This window comes from Streptomyces sp. NPDC007991, from assembly GCF_042958445.1.
Taxonomy (GTDB): domain Bacteria; phylum Actinomycetota; class Actinomycetes; order Streptomycetales; family Streptomycetaceae; genus Streptomyces.
The window spans coordinates 286,538-303,160 of record NZ_JBIBJD010000012.1 but is presented as its reverse complement, the minus strand read 5'-3'; the positions used below and the strand labels follow the sequence as shown (position 1 = coordinate 303,160).

Genomic DNA, 16,623 nt, shown 5'->3' with positions numbered 1-16,623 from the left:
CCGCCTTCCGGCACAACCGCGCGACGCCTACGCGCCGATCTTCTGCTTCACCTGAGCCAGCGAGGGGTTGGTGAGGGTGGAGCCGTCCGGGAACAGCACGGTGGGCACCGTCTGGTTTCCGCCATTCGCCTTCTCCACGAACGCGGCGGACTCCGGGTCCTGCTCGATGTTGATCTCGGTGTACGCGATGCCCTCGCGGTCCATCTGGCTCTTCAGCCGACGGCAGTAGCCGCACCACGTGGTGCTGTACATCGTCACAGTGCCCGGCATGTCTCTCGTGCTCCTTCGGTGGCTCGGGGACAGGTGGTTCGCAGGAGTGGAACGTCCGTGAGAGGGCCACCATTCCCGCGGCCCGCGCCCTGCCGGACGTGACGCCTGCCGCATTCGTACGACTATCAGTGCCTGCCTGTGGACAACCGGCACAGCCGTTTCGCGTGACCTGGCAGCATGGCTGTGTGACAGCAGCAACGCACTCCACCCTGTTCCCGCAGGTACCGGAAACACCCGACGCCGTCCTCGAAGGGCTCGACCCCGAGCAGCGCGAGGTGGCCACGGCCCTGCACGGTCCGGTGTGCGTCCTGGCGGGCGCCGGCACGGGCAAGACCCGGGCGATCACCCACCGCATCGCCTACGGAGTGCGCGCCGGCATCCTGCACCCCTCCAGCGTGCTCGCCGTCACCTTCACCAACCGCGCCGCCGGGGAGATGCGGGGCCGGCTGCGCCAGCTCGGCGCCGCCGGAGTCCAGGCGCGCACATTCCACTCGGCGGCACTGCGCCAGCTCCAGTACTTCTGGCCGAAAGCGATCGGCGGCTCCATGCCCCGGCTCGTCGACCGCAAGGTCCAGCTCGTCGCCGACGCGGCCGCCGCCTGCCGCATCCGCCTCGACCGGGGCGAGCTGCGGGACGTCACCGCCGAGATCGAGTGGTCCAAGGTCACCCAGACCGTCCCCGCCGACTACGCGCCCGCCGCCGCCAAGGCCGGCCGCGAGACCCCCCGCGACCCCGCCGAGATCGCCCAGCTCTACGCGGCCTACGAGGACGTCAAGCGCGAGCGCTCCGTCATCGACTTCGAGGACGTGCTGCTGCTGACCGTGGCCGTCCTCCAGGACCGGCATGACATCGCCGAGCAGGTCCGCGCCCAGTACCAGCACTTCGTGGTCGACGAGTACCAGGACGTCAGCCCCCTCCAGCAACGCCTGCTGGAACTGTGGCTGGGCGACCGGGACAGCCTGTGCGTCGTCGGCGACGCCAGTCAGACGATCTACTCCTTCACGGGAGCGACCCCGGACCATCTGCTCGACTTCCGCACCCGCCACCCCGGCGCCACCGTCGTCAAGCTGGTCCGCGACTACCGCTCCACCCCCCAGGTCGTCCACCTCGCCAACGGCCTGCTCGCCCAGGCGAAGGGCCGCGCCGCCGACCACCGCCTGGAGCTCGTCTCCCAGCGCGCCCCGGGGCCCGAGCCGGTCTACGCCGAGTACACGGACGAGCCTGCCGAGGCGGAGGGCGCGGCCCGGCGCATCCGCGAGCTCATCGACGCGGGGGTCCCGGCCGCCGAGATCGCCGTCCTGTTCCGGACGAACGCGCAGTCCGAGACCTACGAGCAGGCCCTCGCCGACGCCGGGGTGCCCTACCAGCTGCGCGGCGCCGAGCGGTTCTTCGACCGTCCGGAGGTACGCAAGGCGAGCGTCGCCCTGCGCGGCGCGGCCCGCTTCGGCGGCAACGACTCCCTTCTGGACGACGCGGTCGACCTGCCCTCCCAGGTGCGCGCGGTGCTGTCGGGGGAGGGCTGGACACCGCGGCCACCGGCCGGCTCCGGCGCCGTGAGAGAGCGCTGGGAGTCCCTGGCCGCCCTGGTGAACCTCGCCCAGGACTTCATCGCCGCCAAACCCGGCGCCACCCTGGCGGACCTGGTCGCCGAACTCGACGCACGGGCGAACGCCCAGCACGCCCCCACCGTGCAGGGCGTCACCCTCGCCTCCCTGCACTCGGCCAAGGGCCTGGAGTGGGACGTCGTGTTCCTGGTCGGTGTCGCCGAGGGCATGATGCCGATCACCTACGCCAAGACCGACGAACAGATCGAGGAGGAGCGCCGCCTCCTGTATGTCGGCGTCACCCGCGCGCGGGAACGCCTCCACGTCTCCTGGGCCCTGTCCCGTTCCCCCGGAGGCCGGCCCAACCGCCGCCCCAGCCGCTTCCTCGACGGGCTGCGCCCTGGTTCGACGGCCACCACGGCCCGTACCGCCGCCGGCGGCACGGGCGGCATCGAGCGCGGAATCGCCGGAATCAGGGATTCCGCCCCGAGGCGGGTTCAGCGAACGCCCGCCCGCTGCCGGGTCTGCGGCCGCACGCTGACCGACGCGGGCGAGATGAAACTGATGCGGTGCGACGACTGCCCCTCCGACATGAACGAGGGTCTCTACGAGCAGTTGCGCGAGTGGCGCGCCGACCAGGCGCGACGTAGTGGCCAGCCCGCGTTCTGCGTCTTCACCGACAGGACCCTGATGGCCATCGCCGAGACCGCGCCCGACGACGAGCGCGAGCTGGCACGCATCCCGGGCGTGGGAATGCGCAAGCTCAACCGCTACGGAGCCGACGTACTGGCCATCTGCGCAGGCCAGTACGCCGGAGGGGACACGGATCAGGACTGACACGAACTCGTCGGAAAAATAGTTTGCGCATGCCCCAGCAATCCCCATAGGTTCTTAGGCACGAGAGCAGCGGCCTTCTCGGAGGCCCTGATTCCGTGTTGTACTTGCATATCCGCAGGACTGGTTCATCCAGTCCCCCGAGACGCCGAGAGGAGGCGAGTCCAGTGATCAGCATCAACACCAGCTCCGTCAGCATCGTGAAAATGACCGATCGCTCGGCCGTCTCCGCGTGCATGCTCGGCGTTTCGAACCTGGGCACCGGTCTGTCCGGCATTCGTGCCGCGCGTCCGGCGTCCTCCTCCGTTGCCCCCGCGGGCCTTCCCGTCCGCGAGCGCAATGAGCGACCGACCAAGGCACTGGAAGCGGCAGTAGTGGCACAGGCGCAGGCCTATGCCTTTACGGCGACCGGTGCCGGATTCCGGAAGCAGACGACGCAGCACCACCAGATGTGGGCCTTCCGTGGGCCAGAACCCTGGAGTGATCCAGCCTGATCGCCGATCAGGCCGGCGCCTTCAGGGCCGCGGAACCCCATCCGGGATCCGCGGCCCTTCTGTTTGTCCCTGAACAGGGACGACGGACCGAAGGAGCCTCGGGACAAGAAAAGAACCCGGTACCAGCCGCCCCTCGGCCAACAGGCCGGAACGACCAGACGAGGAAGACGAACCGTGCAACTCGAAGCGCACGCCCCGTCCGTACCGCCTTCCGAAACGATCCCCAAGCCCGGCTCCACGGAGGACTCCGCCTTGACCCCGCTCACCGCGCTCACCGCGCTCGACGACGCCATCGAGAACCTCGGCGTACCCGTCCCATGCCGCTCCTACGACCCGGAGGTCTTCTTCGCCGAGTCGCCCGCGGACGTCGAGTACGCCAAGTCCCTCTGCCGTACCTGCCCGTTGGTCGAGGCCTGCCTCGCCGGGGCCAAAGAGCGGCGTGAGCCCTGGGGCGTCTGGGGTGGCGAGCTGTTCGTGCAGGGTGTCGTCGTCGCCCGGAAGCGGCCGCGTGGCCGCCCGCGCAAGAACCCGGTTACGGCATGAAAACCGCAGGAACGATCGACCGTCCCCTCACGCACGACCCCCAGAAGCAGGCCCCGATGAAGCCGTCCACTTCCGAGCCCGCAGGCTCCGCGACCCAAGACTTCACCACCACCGGCGCGAAGGACTCGCGTCAGAACAGGACCCGAGAGATGCAACTCATCCCAGAAGCCATGGCTCGCGCGCATATGCGCGAGCGACTGCAAGAGGCGGAGCGGGAACGCCCGGCCGTGCGCCTGGCGACCGCCCGCCGGATGCAGCGCAGGGCGGAGCGCGCCTCACGGCGTGCCCGCCGGGCGCTCGCCATGGCGGTCATGCAGTAACCGACCTCACCTGAAGCGGTGGCCTCCCGGGCCCGGGAGGCCGAGCTCTCTCCGCGGGGGCCGGTCCGTGCCGAACGGACCGGCCCCCGCGGCGCGTTGTGCCCCGCGGGCCGTGGGCACGGCGATACCGTCGCCGACTGTCGTCGCCGGGTGACGGGTTCTCCCGGAGGAGTGACGGCAACTCCACAGCGCAGCCTCAGCCGCTCGTGTGCGACCGTCGCGGTGGAGGGGCGCCTGGATTCGGACTGGTGGTGAGGCGCGGGCACCGGTCACCCGTGGTGCCCGCCGAGGCTCATGCCTCCGCCACCGAGTCCTCCCCGTCCGCCGGGTCCTCCGACATGAAACCCGGCAGCCACTCCTCCAACTCCTCGCGCAGCCGCACCGTCGCCCCCAGCTGGCACAGGACGCCGATCGTGCTCAGCGTCACCCGGTGGATCAGCAGATACGACGGCGGCAGGTTGAGCAGCTTGCCCAGCTGGTAGGCCGGGGAGCGCGGGTCCGCGATGCGGGCCGCCTGGCTGCGCATCCAGCCGCGCGTGAACGTGAACTCCTCGACCTCGGCCGGTTCGATGATCGGCAGCAGGTAGTCGAGGACCGCGTCGGGATCCAGCTCTATGGTCTCCTTCACGAACCCCTCCGCGCACAGGAGCTCATAGACCGCCTCAGCCTCCCCGTCGAGGGTCATCCGCAGGGACTCGCCGATGGTGGCCGGCAGACCGCCCGGGACGCGGTCGACCGTGCCGAAGTCCAGGACGCCCAGGCGCCAGTCGTCCTCTCCGTCCGGGCCGCCGGGCAGCAGCCTGAAGTTGCCCGGGTGCGGATCGGCGTGCAGCAGGCCCGTGCGGGCGGGGCCGGAGAACAGGAAGCGGGCAAGGAGCTGACCGGCCCGGTCGCGCTGCTCCTGGGTGCCGTCCGAGATGATCTCCGACAGCGGGATGCCGTCGATCCACTCCGTGATCAGGACCTGGTCGGACTGATGCACCACCTGCGGCACGATCACGTCCGGGTCGTCCGTGAACTCCTCGGCGTGAGTCTGCTGGGCCTGGGCCTCCAGGCCGTAGTCAAGCTCTTCCGAGACGCGGTCCTTCAGCTCGGTGATCAGCGGCTTGATGTCCATGCCGGGGATCAGCGGGCCGAGCAGGCGGGAGAAGCGGCTCAGCTGGTTCAGATCGGACAGCAGGGCCTCGCCTGCGCCCGGGTACTGCACTTTGACCGCCACCTCGCGGCCGTCATGCCACACCCCGCGGTGCACCTGGCCGATCGAGGCCGCCGCGGCGGGCTTGTCCTCGAACTCCAGGAACAGCTCGTGCCAGCCCTCGCCCAGCCGCTCCTCGAGCACCGCGTGCACGGTGCGCGTCGGCATCGGCGGCGCCGCTTCCTGGAGCTTGGTCAGCGCGGCCCGGTAGGGGCCGGCCACTTCCTCGGGCAGCGCGGACTCGAAGACGGACAGGGCCTGGCCGAACTTCATCGCGCCGCCCTTGAGCTCGCCGAGCACCTTGAACAGCTGGTCAGCCGTGCGCTGTTGGAGTTCGCGGCCGACGAGCTCCGCGGACTCGCCGACGATCCGCTTGCCGAATCCCCAGGTCGCCCGCCCGGCGATGCCGAGCGGGAGCGCGGCGAGCTTGGCGGTCCGGGTGACCGCCTTCCGGGGAAGATCAGACATGCGCCCTCCAAGTCCCAGCCGGCCGCTTCGCCGCTGCCTTACGGCACTGCGCCGACGGCCGTTGCACCGCCATTGTCTCGTGTGACTCCCCATCCTCCGAGGGGTGCTCCCCCTTTCCTCTCTCCACCGCCCCGCACGGACATGCCGGATGCGCCCAGACCGGCCGCGTATGCCAGTGCAGACCGGGCACGGAGACCTCCCAGCGCGCCCCGGCGCTCGACGGAACCCGGCCGTCCAGGAAGGCGAGCGCGTGGGCGGCGGCCAGTCCGGCCACCGTAGTGGCCAGCGTCAGGTCGCAGGGCCGCGCCTGTCGACGCCTGCCCGAGCGCCACTGGGCGACCAGGCGCGGCCAGGTCGGATCCCGGTCCGTGCGGTTCTCGTGCAGGCACCCCGCGCAGCCCGTCTCCCCGGGCAGGACGAGCGGGCCGATCACCCCGGTCCCCTCCACGACCCCGGCGTACAGATGAGGGGTCCCGGAGGACATCAGGGGTTCGGCGGCCGACGGGTCGGGCGCGTGCACGGCCACATCGTCGCGCGGGGCGATGATCACCAGCGAGAAGCCGGGGTCGCTTTCCTCGGGGGATGTCCGGGGTGCGGTGCGGCGCGGCGGCCGGTCCGGGGCCGCCCGGCGCACGGCCCGGCGGGCCGACTCGTCCCGGCGGTCGCCGACGGCCTCCGGCGGCAGCCCGCCCGGCGCGACGTCCCACGGTTCCACACGGCCGCCGTCGCGTACGTCGACCTCGCCCACACCGGCGCCCGACAGCAGTGACGCCAGCACGGCACCCACCCGGCCCGCGCCCCGCACCCGCACACGCTGCGAGCGCCGGGCGGCCAGCTGCCGCATCGCGTCACCCGGTGCCGAGGTGGTCAGCGACAGGGAAGCAAGGTCCGGACGCAGCCGGTCGAGGACCTCCTTCTTCTGGCGCAGGGCGTCGGCGGCCGGCCCGCCGCCCCGCGCGTCGTCGAGGAGACCGGCCCCGGCGAGCCGCCGCACCAGTCCGTCGACATGGCCCTCGGGCAGATCCATCCGGCGCCCCTCCTCGCGCAGCAGCTCCAGCCCCCGTGTGCCGTTCAGCAGATCCAGGAAGCTGCCGGTCGCCAGGTCCATCGGGCCGAGCGTCATCGCATGCGCCGGTGTCATCCCGAACTGCACGGTGTTGAGGTCGCGCCAGCCGCGCCTGAGCGCGGGTTTCACCATCGGATGCATGACAGGCCCCCCGTGAGCCATAGATCGTCCTCGTATGCCGTGTCCAGCCCGGATCCAGGCCGGCCTGGTCCCGGCCGGGCCTGTCCGTCGCTTCGCCGGCAACAGCCAGCATGCCCAAAGCCGTCGCCGGCTGCAGAAAGTTGTCCACAGGTGCGGGTATTCGTCGTACAAATCCGGCGGGCGGCGGGGGTCATCGGCATCGAACCCTCTCGGAGCCGGGACTTCCCCGGGTACAGCGGGTAACGTCGGGGCGTGCCCGCCGACCCATTGCACCGCGCCGGAAAGCCACAGCGCAGCACGACGAGCCAGCCGCCGAGCGGCTCGGGGGCGAGCGCGATCGAGGTCCGCAGGAGCGCCCGCCGACGCAGAACGGTCTCCGCGTACCGCGAGGGCGATCGCACCGTGGTGCTCATCCCCGCCCGGATGTCCGAGGCGGAGGAGCAGCGCTGGGTGAACGTCATGCTCGACAAGCTGGCCGCCCAGGAGAGCAAGCGGGCCCTCGGCGACGCCGAGCTGACCGAGCGGGCCCGGCGCCTTTCGGACCAGTACTTCAGTGGGCGGGCGCGGCCCGTTTCGGTGCGCTGGGTGACCAACCAGAACACGCGCTGGGGATCCTGCACCCCGTCAGAGGGCAGCATCCGCCTGTCCCACCGTCTGAAGGGCATGCCCGAGTACGTCGTCGACTACGTCCTCGTCCACGAACTCGCCCATCTGCTCGTACCCGGACACGGCCCCCGCTTCTGGGAGTTGCTGGAGGCCTATCCGCGCACGGAGCGGGCCCGGGGCTACCTCGAAGGCGTGGTCGCGGCCGAGCGGTTGCCGCACGTGCCCGGTGCGCGGGGCGAGGGTGATGCGGGCTGAGTGTCCCGTGGGCCGAACGCCCGGCTGTGCACGCGCGATGAGCACCCACGGCGAGCTCCGGGGTGAGTGACCGCTTTCCGTGAGAGAGCAGCCGGTACGGCCGGGCGCGGGTTCTGTACCGGGTGTGTACCGACTCCGTCCGGTGTCCGAGTTTGCCGTTAGCCTGGCGCGACGCAATCACGTTCTGGATGGGGGACGGTCGTTACGCATGGCCAGGGAATTCCAACGCGGCCACAAGGCCAGGATCAGTGACCTCACCGCGGGCACAGATCTGTACGTAGGCGTACAGATCTCCGGCCCCGGACTGAGCTTCGACATCAGCTGTTTCGGCCTCGACGCCGACGAACGGCTCTCGGACGACCGGTACTTCGTCTTCTACAACCAGCCGAAGTCCCCCGAGGATTCCGTTCAGCTCCTGGGCGCCCAGGCGGGCGACACGGAGTCGTTCCGGGTGACGCTCGACCGGATCCCGCCGCAGATCCAGAAGCTGTCCTTCACGGCGACGATCGACGGCGCCGGGCAGATGTCGCAGATCGCCCCCGGCTACATCCGTATCGTCGCGGGCGGCGAGGAGGTGGCCCGCTACCCCTTCGACGGCTCGGAATTCTCCACCGAACGGGCCGTGATGCTCGGCGACTTCTACCTGAAGGACGTCTGGCGGTTCGCCGCCGTCGGGCAGGGCTTCGACGGTGGTCTCGACGCGCTGCTGAAGAACTTCGGCGGCGAGGTGGCCGAGGAGGAGACGCCCGCGCCGCCCGCGCCCGCCGCCCAGCAGCCACAGGCCGGAGCCGCCCCGGGGTTCGCACCGCCCGCGTTCGGCGTCCCCGGAACTCCGGAGCCCGCGCCGGCTCCCTCACCCGCACCGGCAGCGCCCCCGGCCCCGGCTCCCGCCGCGCAGGGCTTCGCGCCCCCGCCGGGCGCCACTGCGCCGCCGGCCCCGGCGCCCGCACCCCAGGTGCACGCCGCCCCGACCATCGTCGCGCCCATGAACACCCCGCCCGGCGGCTCCCCGGTGCCGCCCCCGGCCCCGGCGCCCGCGCCGTACAGCCAGCCGGGCCAGCAGCCGCCGTACGGCCAGCTCCCCGGCCAGACGGCCCCGCCACCGCCCGGCTACGGCCACCCCCAGGCAGCACCCCAGGCACCCCATGCCCCGGCCCCGCCCCCGGGATACGCCCAGCCCGCACCGCCCCCCGGCTACGGCCAGCAGCCGCCCGGGCAAGCCCCCTACGGAGTGCCGCAAGGAGCGCCTCAGGGAACGCCGCAGGGCCCCGGTGTCGCCGCCGCTCTCCAGAGATTCAAGGAGACCCCCACCGGGCAGCGCTGGACGCAGCAGAACAAGAAGCTCGTCCGCGTCGACCTCGGCATCGGCGGGCAGCCCGTGCTGGCCCGCCAGGGCAGCATGGTGCTCTACCAGGGCAAGGTCGACTTCAGCTACAAGGGCGCCGGCTTCGCCGGCCGGATCGTGGGCAACGCGACCGGCCAGGAGATGCAGCTGATGCGCTGCACAGGCCAGGGGCAGGTGTTCCTCGCCGAGGACTCCACGATGCTGCACCCCATCGAGCTCCAGGGCGACGGCATCTGCGTCTCCGCCGAGAACGTCCTCGCCTTCGACGAGGGCCTCCAGTACGAGGTGCGCCGCATCGAGGGGCACGGCATCCCCGGTGGCGCGCTGTTCACGATGCAGTTCACGGGCACCGGCACGATCGTCGTCAAGACCCACGGCACGCCCGTGGTCCTGCCGGTCACGCCCACCACGTTCGCCGACTGCAACGCCGTCGTCGCCTGGTCGGCCGCCGCCCAGGTCGTCGTCTCCAGCCAGGTGCGGATGCGCCGCAACGCCTACCCGGGTGACAGCGGGGAGAGCGTCAACCTCCAGTTCCGGGGAGCGCCCGGGAACTTCATCGTCGTCCAGCCGTACGAGGTCTGAGGGAGCCCGTCATGACACAGCAACTCGCGGGCCACGCCCCCGCACCCGTCACCGCCCGCATGGAGAACCACGGCAACCACATGCTGAAGGTCGCCATGCAGACCGGAAACGACCTCCTCGCGCGCGTGGGGTCGATGGTCGCCTACGAGGGCTTCGTGCAGTACGAGCCCAACCCGCCGGCCGTGCGCCAGATCGCGAAGGACTGGATGACCGGCGAGGGCGCGCCCCTGATGAAGTGCTCCGGCGACGGTCTGCTCTACCTCTCCGACTACGGGGCGAACGTCGTCGTGATCAACCTCAACGGCGACGGCATCTCCGTCAACGCCACCAATCTGCTCGCCTTCGACGCCCACCTCACATGGGGCGTCGAGCGGGTCAAGGGCCTGGCGAAGTTCGCCGGACAGGGCCTGTGGAACACCAAGATTTCCGGGCAGGGCTGGGTCGCGCTGACCTCCCGGGGCAAGCCCATCGTCGTCGACTGCGGAGGCGGCGAGGACGAGACGTACGTCGACCCCGACGCCCTGGTCGCCTGGTCCCCGAACCTCAAGGTGAAGGGCAAGCGCAGCTTCCGGGCACAGTCGCTGATCGGGCGCGGCAGCGGCGAGGCCTACCAGATGGCCTTCTCCGGTCAGGGCATCGTCGTCGTCCAGCCCAGCGAGGACAGCACCGACCGCATCCGGGTCCGGGGCTGAGGGGGAGCCACACGCCATGCAGAGCCCGATTTTCGCCTACAACGAGCAGCAGACCCAGGACCGCTGGAGTCTGCAGAACAAGCAGATGCTGCGCGTCGCCCTGGAGGGCCACGACGACATCCTGGCCCGCAAGGGCACCATGGTCGCCTACCAGGGCCTCGTCGAGTTCGACGCCGAGTACCAGAGCAACCAGCAGTCACGCGCGCGTGCGCAGACCGGTGAGGGACTCGATCTGATGCGCTGCCACGGGCAGGGCACGGTCTACCTCGCCAACCTCAAGCAGCACGTCCATGTGATGGAGGTGGAGCAGGACGGCCTCACCGTCGACAGCAGCTATGTGCTGGCGATGGACTCCTCCCTGCACCACGAGGTCATCGCCGTCGACAGCCTCTACGGCATCTCCGGCTCCGGGAAGTACCAGCTCAACATCACCGGCCGGGGCAAGATCGCCCTGATGACCTCGGGCATGCCGCTGCTGATGCAGGTGACGCCCGACAAGTACGTCAACTGCGACGCCGACGCGATCGTCGCCTGGTCGACGAGCCTGCGGGTGCAGATGCAGGCCCAGACGCACTCCTCCGGGGTGTGGCGGCGCCGCGGCAGCACCGGCGAGGGCTGGGAGCTGAGCTTCATGGGCACCGGCTTCGCGCTCGTCCAGCCCAGCGAGCTGCTGCCGCCGCAGAACGCGCAGATCGGCTCGGGCCTCGCCGCGCAGTACGGCATGGGCCAGCAGGGTGCGCGCGGGCAGAACCAGGGCAACGTCTGGAACTGAGCGACCACGGACCGGACAAGATGTAAGGGGCGATCGCCAGGGCGGTCGCCCCTTACATGAGTCTCAGGTCGCGAGTCTCGCGCGGGTCGCCTCCAGCAGGCGGACGACCGACTCGTCGGCCACCTCCGCCACCTCGTCGTACCCGAACCAGCGCACGTCGAGCGACTCGTCGCTGACCGCGTGCGCGGCGTCCGGGGGCGCCAGGACCGCGTACTGGACGTCGAAGTGGCAGTGGCACGGCGGCGGGATCGGGTGCCGGTCCAGGCGCACCGGGCCGCCCGGCAGCAGCGAGAGCCCCGAGACGCCGGACTCCTCCGTCGCCTCACGCAGGGCGGCGGCCGCGAGGGAGCTGTCGCCCGGCTCGCAGTGGCCGCCCATCTGCAGCCACATCCGCAGCTTCCTGTGCAGGGTCAGCAGGACCCGCCCGGCCTCGGCGTCGATGACCAGGGCGCTCGCCGTGATGTGGCCCGCATGGCAGGCCTTCCACAGACCGTCCGGGTGCTGCGCCAGATGGTCGAGGTAGGCCTGGCGCAGGTCCGTCTGGTCCTCGTACTCCTTGAGCACGAGGACCGCGTCGTCGTACAGGCTCACTCGGCGTCGTCGCCCCTGTTCTTGCCCTCGCCCTCGTCCTCGTCCTTCTTGTTGAGGTCGGGCTTTTGCAGGTCGGGCTTGTCCGCCGCCTCGCCGAGCATCTTGTCCAGCTCGGAGAAGTCGATCTGCTCGCGGTGCACAAAGCCGTCCGGGTCGTCCAGGTCGGTGGCCGTCGGCAGCATGTCCGGGTGGTGCCACAGGGCGTCCCGGCCGTCGACACCGCGCGCGTCGGTGAGCGAGGCCCACAGACGGGAGGCGTCACGCAGGCGGCGCGGGCGCAGCTCCAGGCCGATCAGCGTGGCGAACGTCTGCTCGGCCGGGCCGCCCGAGGCGCGGCGGCGGCGCAGCGTCTCGCGCAGGGCGTCCGCCGACGACAGACGGGGCTTCGCGGCGGCGTGGACCACCGCGTCGACCCAGCCCTCCACGAGCGCCAGAGCCGTCTCCAGACGCGCCAGGGCGGCCTTCTGCTCGGGCGTGTCCTCGGGCTGGAACATGCCCTGCTGGAGCGCCTCCTGGAGCTGCTCGGGGTTCTGCGGATCGAACTGGCCGACGACGTCCTCCAGCTTGGCCGTGTCGACCTTGATCCCGCGGGCGTAGCCGTCGACCGCGCCGAACAGATGCGAGCGCAGCCACGGCACGTGCGCGAAGAGCCGCTGGTGGGCGGCCTCGCGCAGGGCGAGATACAGCCGCACCTCCTCCTGCGGGACGCTCAGGTCCTTGCCGAACGTCTCGATGTTCACCGGCAGCAGCGCGGCCTTTCCGGCCGGGCCCAGCGGCAGGCCGATGTCGGACGAACCGACGACCTCACCGGCGAGCACGCCGACGGCCTGCCCGATCTGCGTACCGAACATGGCGCCGCCCATCGAGCGCATCATGCCGATCAGCGGGCCGGCCATGGCCTGCATCTCCTCCGGCAGGACATCGCCCATGGCGGTGCCGACGCGCTCGGCGACCGGGTCGACGAGCTCCTTCCAGGCGGGCAGCGTCGCCTCGACCCACTCGGCGCGGCTCCAGGCCACGGCCGAGCCGGCACCGGACGGCAGCGACGTGGCGTCGTCGAGCCACAGGTCGGCGAGGCGGACGGCCTCCTCGACGGCCCGGCGCTCGGCGGGGCCGACGCTGGTGTCCTTGGTGCCGTCCGGACTGCCCTGGGAGACCGTCTGGCGGGCGATCTGCTTGGCCATGTCCCAGTTCACCGGGCCGCCCTCGTAGGAGAGCATCTGGCCCAGCTGCTGGAACGCGGCGCCCAGGTCGTTGGGGTTCAGGGAGCCGAACATGGCTGCGAACGGATTGTCCGCACCGGGGCCGCCGGGGCCGCCAAATCCTCCGGCTCCGGGCAGGCCGCCGAAACCGAACGGATTGGCCGGTCCCTGACCACCACCGCTCTCCTGGTCCTTCTTCTTGCCCTCGTCGCCGTCGTCCGGCTCCTCCGGCGGAAGGCCGAATCCGAATGGGGTGTCACTCACGGGATTCCTCGGCTGGTAGGGCCGCCGGTTCTTTCCGGCGGCACGGCTGCCCGACAACACCACCCAGCGTAGACACCTGGGGCGGATCGGGCCTCGGTGCGTCGCCGACTGACAGCCTGCGGCAGGATGGATGCCACCTGGTACGCACGCGTCGCTCGCGCTCGTACTGAAGACAACCGCTGGAGACGCCCGGTGAGTTCCCCAGATCCGCAGGTTCGCGCAGCGCGAAACCAGTCAACCAGTTCCGCGAGCCCCGCGGCGCGCGGACCCGTCGTCGCGGTCACCGGTGCCGCGTACGGCGTCGGCGCCCTGCTCACCGAGCAGCTCGCCGCGTCCGACGAGGTCAAGCAGGTCGTCGCCATCGACGAGCGGCGCGGCGAGTGCGCCGCGGCGCAGTGGCACATCCTGGACGTACGGGATCCCGCCATCGCGGAGAAGCTGCGGGGCGCCGACGTGGTGGTGCACCTGGCGCTGGACCTCGACCTGGAGACCGACGCCGCCGCCCGAACGGCCTACAACGTACGGGGGACACAGACCGTTCTGACGGCGGCCGCGGCGGCCGGAGTGCACCGGGTCGTGCTGTGCACCTCGGCGATGGTCTACGGGGCGCTGCCGGACAACGAGCTGCCGCTCTCCGAGGACGCGGAGCTGCGGGCCACGGCCGAGGCGACGGGCGTCGGCGACCTGCTGGAGATCGAGCGGCTGGCGCGGCGGGCACCGCGGGCGCACCCGGGGCTGAATGTCACCGTGGTGCGGCCGGCGATCCTGGTGGGAGGCACGGACACCGCGCTGACCAGGTACTTCGAGTCTCCCCGGCTGCTCGTCGTCGCCGGGTCGCGGCCGGCGTGGCAGTTCTGCCACGTCGAGGACCTGTGCAGCGCGCTGGAGTACGCCGCCCTGGAGAAGGTCGACGGGGAGCTGACCGTCGGATGCGACGGGTGGCTGGAGCAGGAGGAGGTCGAGGAGCTCAGCGGCATCCGGCGGATGGAGCTGCCGTCGGCGGTCGCGCTGGGTGCGGCGGCGCGCCTGCACCGCATCGGACTCACGCCGTCTCCGGCCGGAGACCTGGCGTACACGATGTACCCCTGGGTGGTCAGCGGCAGCCGGCTGCACGACGCGGGATGGCGGCCGCGGTACACCAACGAGGAAGTGCTCGCGGAGCTCCTGGAGGAGGTCTCCGGCCGGCACACCGTGGCCGGGCGGCGGCTGGGCCGCAAGGACGCGACGGCCGCGGGTGCCGCGGGAGCGACGGTGGCGCTGTTGGGCGCGGCCGCGGTGGTGCGGCGGGCGCGGAAGGCCCGGCGGCGCATCTGACCCGCCTCTCCGGCGCGCCTCTGCGGCCCGCCTCCCCGGCCTGGCCATCCGGTCCCGCCTCTCCGGTCCCGTCGCAGGGAAGGCGCAGGAGATGTCGTAGGAGAGTCCAACGCCCACGCGCGCGTGCCGGTCGATGGCTCTATTCCGCGCTGTCGGCCGCGTACGGCACGATGGAGGCATGGCATCCACGAGTGATCACCCGGGCGAGCAGGCCGCGCAGGATCCGATCAGGCTGATCGGGATCCGGGACACGGCCCTTTCCGTGGACGAGGTGTTCCGGGCCGTCGGGGACGACGCGGCCGGCGGCACGGCGCTCTTCGTGGGCACCGTGCGGAACCACGACGGGGGTGCCGACGTGGCGGAGCTGGGGTATTCCTGCCACCCCAGTGCGGAGGCCGAGATGAGGCGGATCGCCGAGAAGGTCGTCGCGGAGTTCCCGGTGCGGGCGCTGGCGGCCGTTCACCGCGTGGGGGATCTCCGGGTCGGTGACCTCGCCGTGGTCGTCGCCGTCTCGTGCCCGCACAGAGGAGAGGCCTTCGAGGCCTGCCGGAAGCTCATCGACGACCTCAAGCACGACGTGCCCATCTGGAAGCACCAGAAGTTCTCCGACGGCACCGAGGAATGGGTCGGAGCCTGCTGAATCCGGGAGGCAGCTTTCCGGTTGCGTAACCGGACCCCTGGCGTGAGCGTTGTCACTGCGGATGGTTAATCTGCTGATCAGTCAGTTGCGGACGCTCAAGGGGTTGGAGGTCGGCATGGCGGCGCTCGCCTGGTTGCTGATTCCGCTTGTGGCTGCGATCGGCGCGGGTCTCTGGGGCAGTTGGGCCAACCGGACTCGCAAGGTCCCTGGGGACGGCCCGGAACTCATGGGTTACGCCCGCTTCCGCGAAGCCATGGAGAAGCCCCGGCCGGGTTCGGAAGGCCAGGGAAAAGAGCAGGTCACAAGCGTATGAGAGCACAGGGCCGCCCCGGACGGGCGGCCCTGACGGTGCGCTGACAGGACCGTCCCGTACTGTCGAGTCATGCCACGCCGCACCGCGACGATGCTCGCCTCCACCCTGATGCTGATCGCGCTCCTGTGCGCGGGAGTGTTCATCCCCGTGCCGTATTCGGAGATGTCCCCGGGGCCGACGGTGAACACGCTGGGCGATCACGGCGGCGAGCCGGTGCTCCAGATTTCGGGGCGGAAGACATATGCGACCAATGGCCATCTGAACATGACGACGGTCCGGGTCACCAGCGCCGACTACCGGATGAACCTGGTCGAGGCCGTCTACGGCTGGCTCGCGCACGACAACAAGGTGGTGCCGCACGAGACGCTCTACCCGGACGGCAAGACCGAGGAGCAGTCCACACAGGAGAACGCCGAGGAGTTCAGCCAGTCCCAGGAGAGCGCCAAGGTCGCCGCGCTGAAGGAACTGGACGTCCCGGTGAAGTCGTGGGTCATCGTCTCGACGGTCGTCAAGGGCTCCCCGGCCGAGGGCAAGCTGCACGCCGGGGACGTGATCAAGGCCGTCGACGGTACGGCGGTGAAGGAGCCGGCCGACGTCGCCAAGCTCGTCACGAAGCACAAGCCGGGCCAGGACGTCCGCTTCACGATCGTGCCCGCCAAGGAGCAGGTCGCCGCGGAGAAGGAGAAGCGGACGCCGACGAAGACACAGGACATCACCATCACCACGACGACGTCGGACGACGCCGGCGAGAAGCGGGCCATCGTGGGGATCTCCGCGGGGACCGACCACACCTTCCCGTTCACCATCGACATCAAGCTGGCCGACGTCGGCGGGCCGAGCGCCGGCCTGATGTTCGCGCTCGGCATCTACGACAAGCTCACGCCGGGCAGCCTGACCGGGGGCAGGTTCGTGGCCGGGACGGGGACGATCGACGACGAGGGCAAGGTCGGTCCGATCGGCGGCATCGAGATGAAGACCGTGGGCGCGCGAGCCAAGGGTGCGCAGTACTTCCTGACGCCCGCGGACAACTGCGCGGCCGCCGCCAAGGACACCCCCGAGGGCCTCACCCTCATCAAGGTGAAGACCATCGAGGACGCCCTCGGCGCCCTCAAGGACGTCCGCAGCGGCGACACGGCCGATCTGCCCAAGTGCGGTAGGTAGTTCCCCGGGCC

17 protein-coding genes are annotated in these 16,623 nt (G+C 71.0%); 12 read left to right on the top strand and 5 right to left on the bottom strand.

Annotated features, from left to right (window positions below; translation table 11 throughout):
* Nucleotides 1–27: 27 nt before the first annotated feature.
* Nucleotides 28–270, bottom strand: coding sequence for a mycoredoxin (locus ACFZDA_RS32410; RefSeq protein WP_004983675.1), 243 nt, complete (start codon nucleotides 268–270; stop codon nucleotides 28–30).
* 185 nt (nucleotides 271–455) lie between these two features.
* Between ACFZDA_RS32410 and ACFZDA_RS32405 the strand changes: the two genes are divergently transcribed.
* The 4 genes from ACFZDA_RS32405 to ACFZDA_RS32390 all read left to right on the top strand — a co-directional run bounded on the left by ACFZDA_RS32405 (nucleotide 456) and on the right by ACFZDA_RS32390 (nucleotide 4,005).
* Entirely contained in the window at nucleotides 456–2,651 is a 2,196-nt protein-coding gene (locus tag ACFZDA_RS32405) for a UvrD-helicase domain-containing protein (RefSeq protein ID WP_391088563.1), read from the top strand.
* A gap of 164 nt (nucleotides 2,652–2,815) precedes the next feature.
* Nucleotides 2,816–3,142 carry a hypothetical protein gene (locus ACFZDA_RS32400; protein WP_020270254.1) on the top strand — a complete coding sequence of 109 codons (327 nt, stop codon included), beginning with the start codon at nucleotides 2,816–2,818 and terminating at the stop codon, nucleotides 3,140–3,142.
* 174 nt (nucleotides 3,143–3,316) lie between these two features.
* Nucleotides 3,317–3,685 (top strand): WhiB family transcriptional regulator, encoded by a 369-nt coding sequence (locus tag ACFZDA_RS32395; protein WP_010047663.1) that lies wholly within the window; start codon nucleotides 3,317–3,319, stop codon nucleotides 3,683–3,685.
* Nucleotides 3,682–4,005: a hypothetical protein gene (locus tag ACFZDA_RS32390; protein WP_391088561.1), complete on the top strand. Its 324-nt coding sequence runs from the start codon at nucleotides 3,682–3,684 to the stop codon at nucleotides 4,003–4,005. Before ACFZDA_RS32395 ends, ACFZDA_RS32390 begins: the two co-directional genes overlap by 4 nt.
* A gap of 292 nt (nucleotides 4,006–4,297) precedes the next feature.
* Here the strand turns inward: ACFZDA_RS32390 and ACFZDA_RS32385 are convergent, their stop codons facing one another.
* Together ACFZDA_RS32385 and ACFZDA_RS32380 are read right to left on the bottom strand one after the other, a co-directional pair.
* Nucleotides 4,298–5,668 carry an AarF/UbiB family protein gene (locus ACFZDA_RS32385; protein WP_391088559.1) on the bottom strand — a complete coding sequence of 457 codons (1,371 nt, stop codon included), beginning with the start codon at nucleotides 5,666–5,668 and terminating at the stop codon, nucleotides 4,298–4,300.
* A complete protein-coding gene (locus ACFZDA_RS32380; RefSeq protein WP_391088557.1) occupies nucleotides 5,661–6,875 on the bottom strand; it encodes a TOMM precursor leader peptide-binding protein in 1,215 nt (404 codons plus the stop codon). Before ACFZDA_RS32380 ends, ACFZDA_RS32385 begins: the two co-directional genes overlap by 8 nt.
* A gap of 252 nt (nucleotides 6,876–7,127) precedes the next feature.
* Here ACFZDA_RS32380 and ACFZDA_RS32375 point away from each other — a divergent pair, with 252 nt between their 5' ends.
* The 4 genes from ACFZDA_RS32375 to ACFZDA_RS32360 all read left to right on the top strand — a co-directional run bounded on the left by ACFZDA_RS32375 (nucleotide 7,128) and on the right by ACFZDA_RS32360 (nucleotide 11,127).
* A complete protein-coding gene (locus tag ACFZDA_RS32375) occupies nucleotides 7,128–7,736 on the top strand; it encodes a SprT-like domain-containing protein (protein ID WP_391088555.1) in 609 nt (202 codons plus the stop codon).
* 208 nt (nucleotides 7,737–7,944) lie between these two features.
* Entirely contained in the window at nucleotides 7,945–9,663 is a 1,719-nt protein-coding gene (locus ACFZDA_RS32370) for a TerD family protein (RefSeq protein ID WP_391088554.1), read from the top strand.
* A gap of 11 nt (nucleotides 9,664–9,674) precedes the next feature.
* Nucleotides 9,675–10,355 (top strand): AIM24 family protein, encoded by a 681-nt coding sequence (locus ACFZDA_RS32365; RefSeq protein WP_391088552.1) that lies wholly within the window; start codon nucleotides 9,675–9,677, stop codon nucleotides 10,353–10,355.
* A 16-nt stretch (nucleotides 10,356–10,371) separates the two neighbouring features.
* Complete coding sequence (locus ACFZDA_RS32360; RefSeq protein WP_306963840.1) at nucleotides 10,372–11,127, top strand: AIM24 family protein; 756 nt, start codon at nucleotides 10,372–10,374, stop codon at nucleotides 11,125–11,127.
* Between the two features lie 63 nt (nucleotides 11,128–11,190).
* On the opposite strand, the gene ACFZDA_RS32355 is transcribed toward ACFZDA_RS32360, so the two are convergent.
* Nucleotides 11,191–11,718, bottom strand: a complete 528-nt coding sequence (locus ACFZDA_RS32355; protein WP_391088549.1) for an NUDIX domain-containing protein — start codon at nucleotides 11,716–11,718, stop codon at nucleotides 11,191–11,193.
* Nucleotides 11,715–13,184 carry a zinc-dependent metalloprotease gene (locus tag ACFZDA_RS32350; protein WP_391088547.1) on the bottom strand — a complete coding sequence of 490 codons (1,470 nt, stop codon included), beginning with the start codon at nucleotides 13,182–13,184 and terminating at the stop codon, nucleotides 11,715–11,717. The genes ACFZDA_RS32355 and ACFZDA_RS32350 overlap by 4 nt, the downstream gene beginning before the upstream one ends.
* Before the next feature lie 192 nt (nucleotides 13,185–13,376).
* Between ACFZDA_RS32350 and ACFZDA_RS32345 the strand changes: the two genes are divergently transcribed.
* From ACFZDA_RS32345 to ACFZDA_RS32330, 4 genes are all read left to right on the top strand, one after another.
* Nucleotides 13,377–14,498: an NAD-dependent epimerase/dehydratase family protein gene (locus ACFZDA_RS32345; protein WP_391088545.1), complete on the top strand. Its 1,122-nt coding sequence runs from the start codon at nucleotides 13,377–13,379 to the stop codon at nucleotides 14,496–14,498.
* 178 nt (nucleotides 14,499–14,676) lie between these two features.
* A complete protein-coding gene (locus tag ACFZDA_RS32340; RefSeq protein WP_391088543.1) occupies nucleotides 14,677–15,138 on the top strand; it encodes a molybdenum cofactor biosynthesis protein MoaE in 462 nt (153 codons plus the stop codon).
* Nucleotides 15,139–15,253: 115 nt separating this feature from the next.
* A complete protein-coding gene (locus tag ACFZDA_RS32335) occupies nucleotides 15,254–15,451 on the top strand; it encodes a hypothetical protein (protein WP_391088660.1) in 198 nt (65 codons plus the stop codon).
* 69 nt (nucleotides 15,452–15,520) lie between these two features.
* A complete protein-coding gene (locus tag ACFZDA_RS32330) occupies nucleotides 15,521–16,612 on the top strand; it encodes a PDZ domain-containing protein (protein ID WP_391088542.1) in 1,092 nt (363 codons plus the stop codon).
* The last annotated feature ends 11 nt before the right edge of the window (nucleotides 16,613–16,623 follow it).

Coding starts and splice junctions, on each gene's coding strand:
- ACFZDA_RS32410 (WP_004983675.1), bottom strand. CDS start 270: ATGCCGGGCACTGTGACGATGTACAGCACCACGTGGTGCGGCTACTGC.
- ACFZDA_RS32390 (WP_391088561.1), top strand. CDS start 3,682: ATGAAAACCGCAGGAACGATCGACCGTCCCCTCACGCACGACCCCCAG.
- ACFZDA_RS32385 (WP_391088559.1), bottom strand. CDS start 5,668: ATGTCTGATCTTCCCCGGAAGGCGGTCACCCGGACCGCCAAGCTCGCC.
- ACFZDA_RS32380 (WP_391088557.1), bottom strand. CDS start 6,875: ATGCATCCGATGGTGAAACCCGCGCTCAGGCGCGGCTGGCGCGACCTC.
- ACFZDA_RS32370 (WP_391088554.1), top strand. CDS start 7,945: ATGGCCAGGGAATTCCAACGCGGCCACAAGGCCAGGATCAGTGACCTC.
- ACFZDA_RS32365 (WP_391088552.1), top strand. CDS start 9,675: ATGACACAGCAACTCGCGGGCCACGCCCCCGCACCCGTCACCGCCCGC.
- ACFZDA_RS32360 (WP_306963840.1), top strand. CDS start 10,372: ATGCAGAGCCCGATTTTCGCCTACAACGAGCAGCAGACCCAGGACCGC.
- ACFZDA_RS32340 (WP_391088543.1), top strand. CDS start 14,677: ATGGCATCCACGAGTGATCACCCGGGCGAGCAGGCCGCGCAGGATCCG.
- ACFZDA_RS32335 (WP_391088660.1), top strand. CDS start 15,254: ATGGCGGCGCTCGCCTGGTTGCTGATTCCGCTTGTGGCTGCGATCGGC.
- ACFZDA_RS32330 (WP_391088542.1), top strand. CDS start 15,521: ATGCCACGCCGCACCGCGACGATGCTCGCCTCCACCCTGATGCTGATC.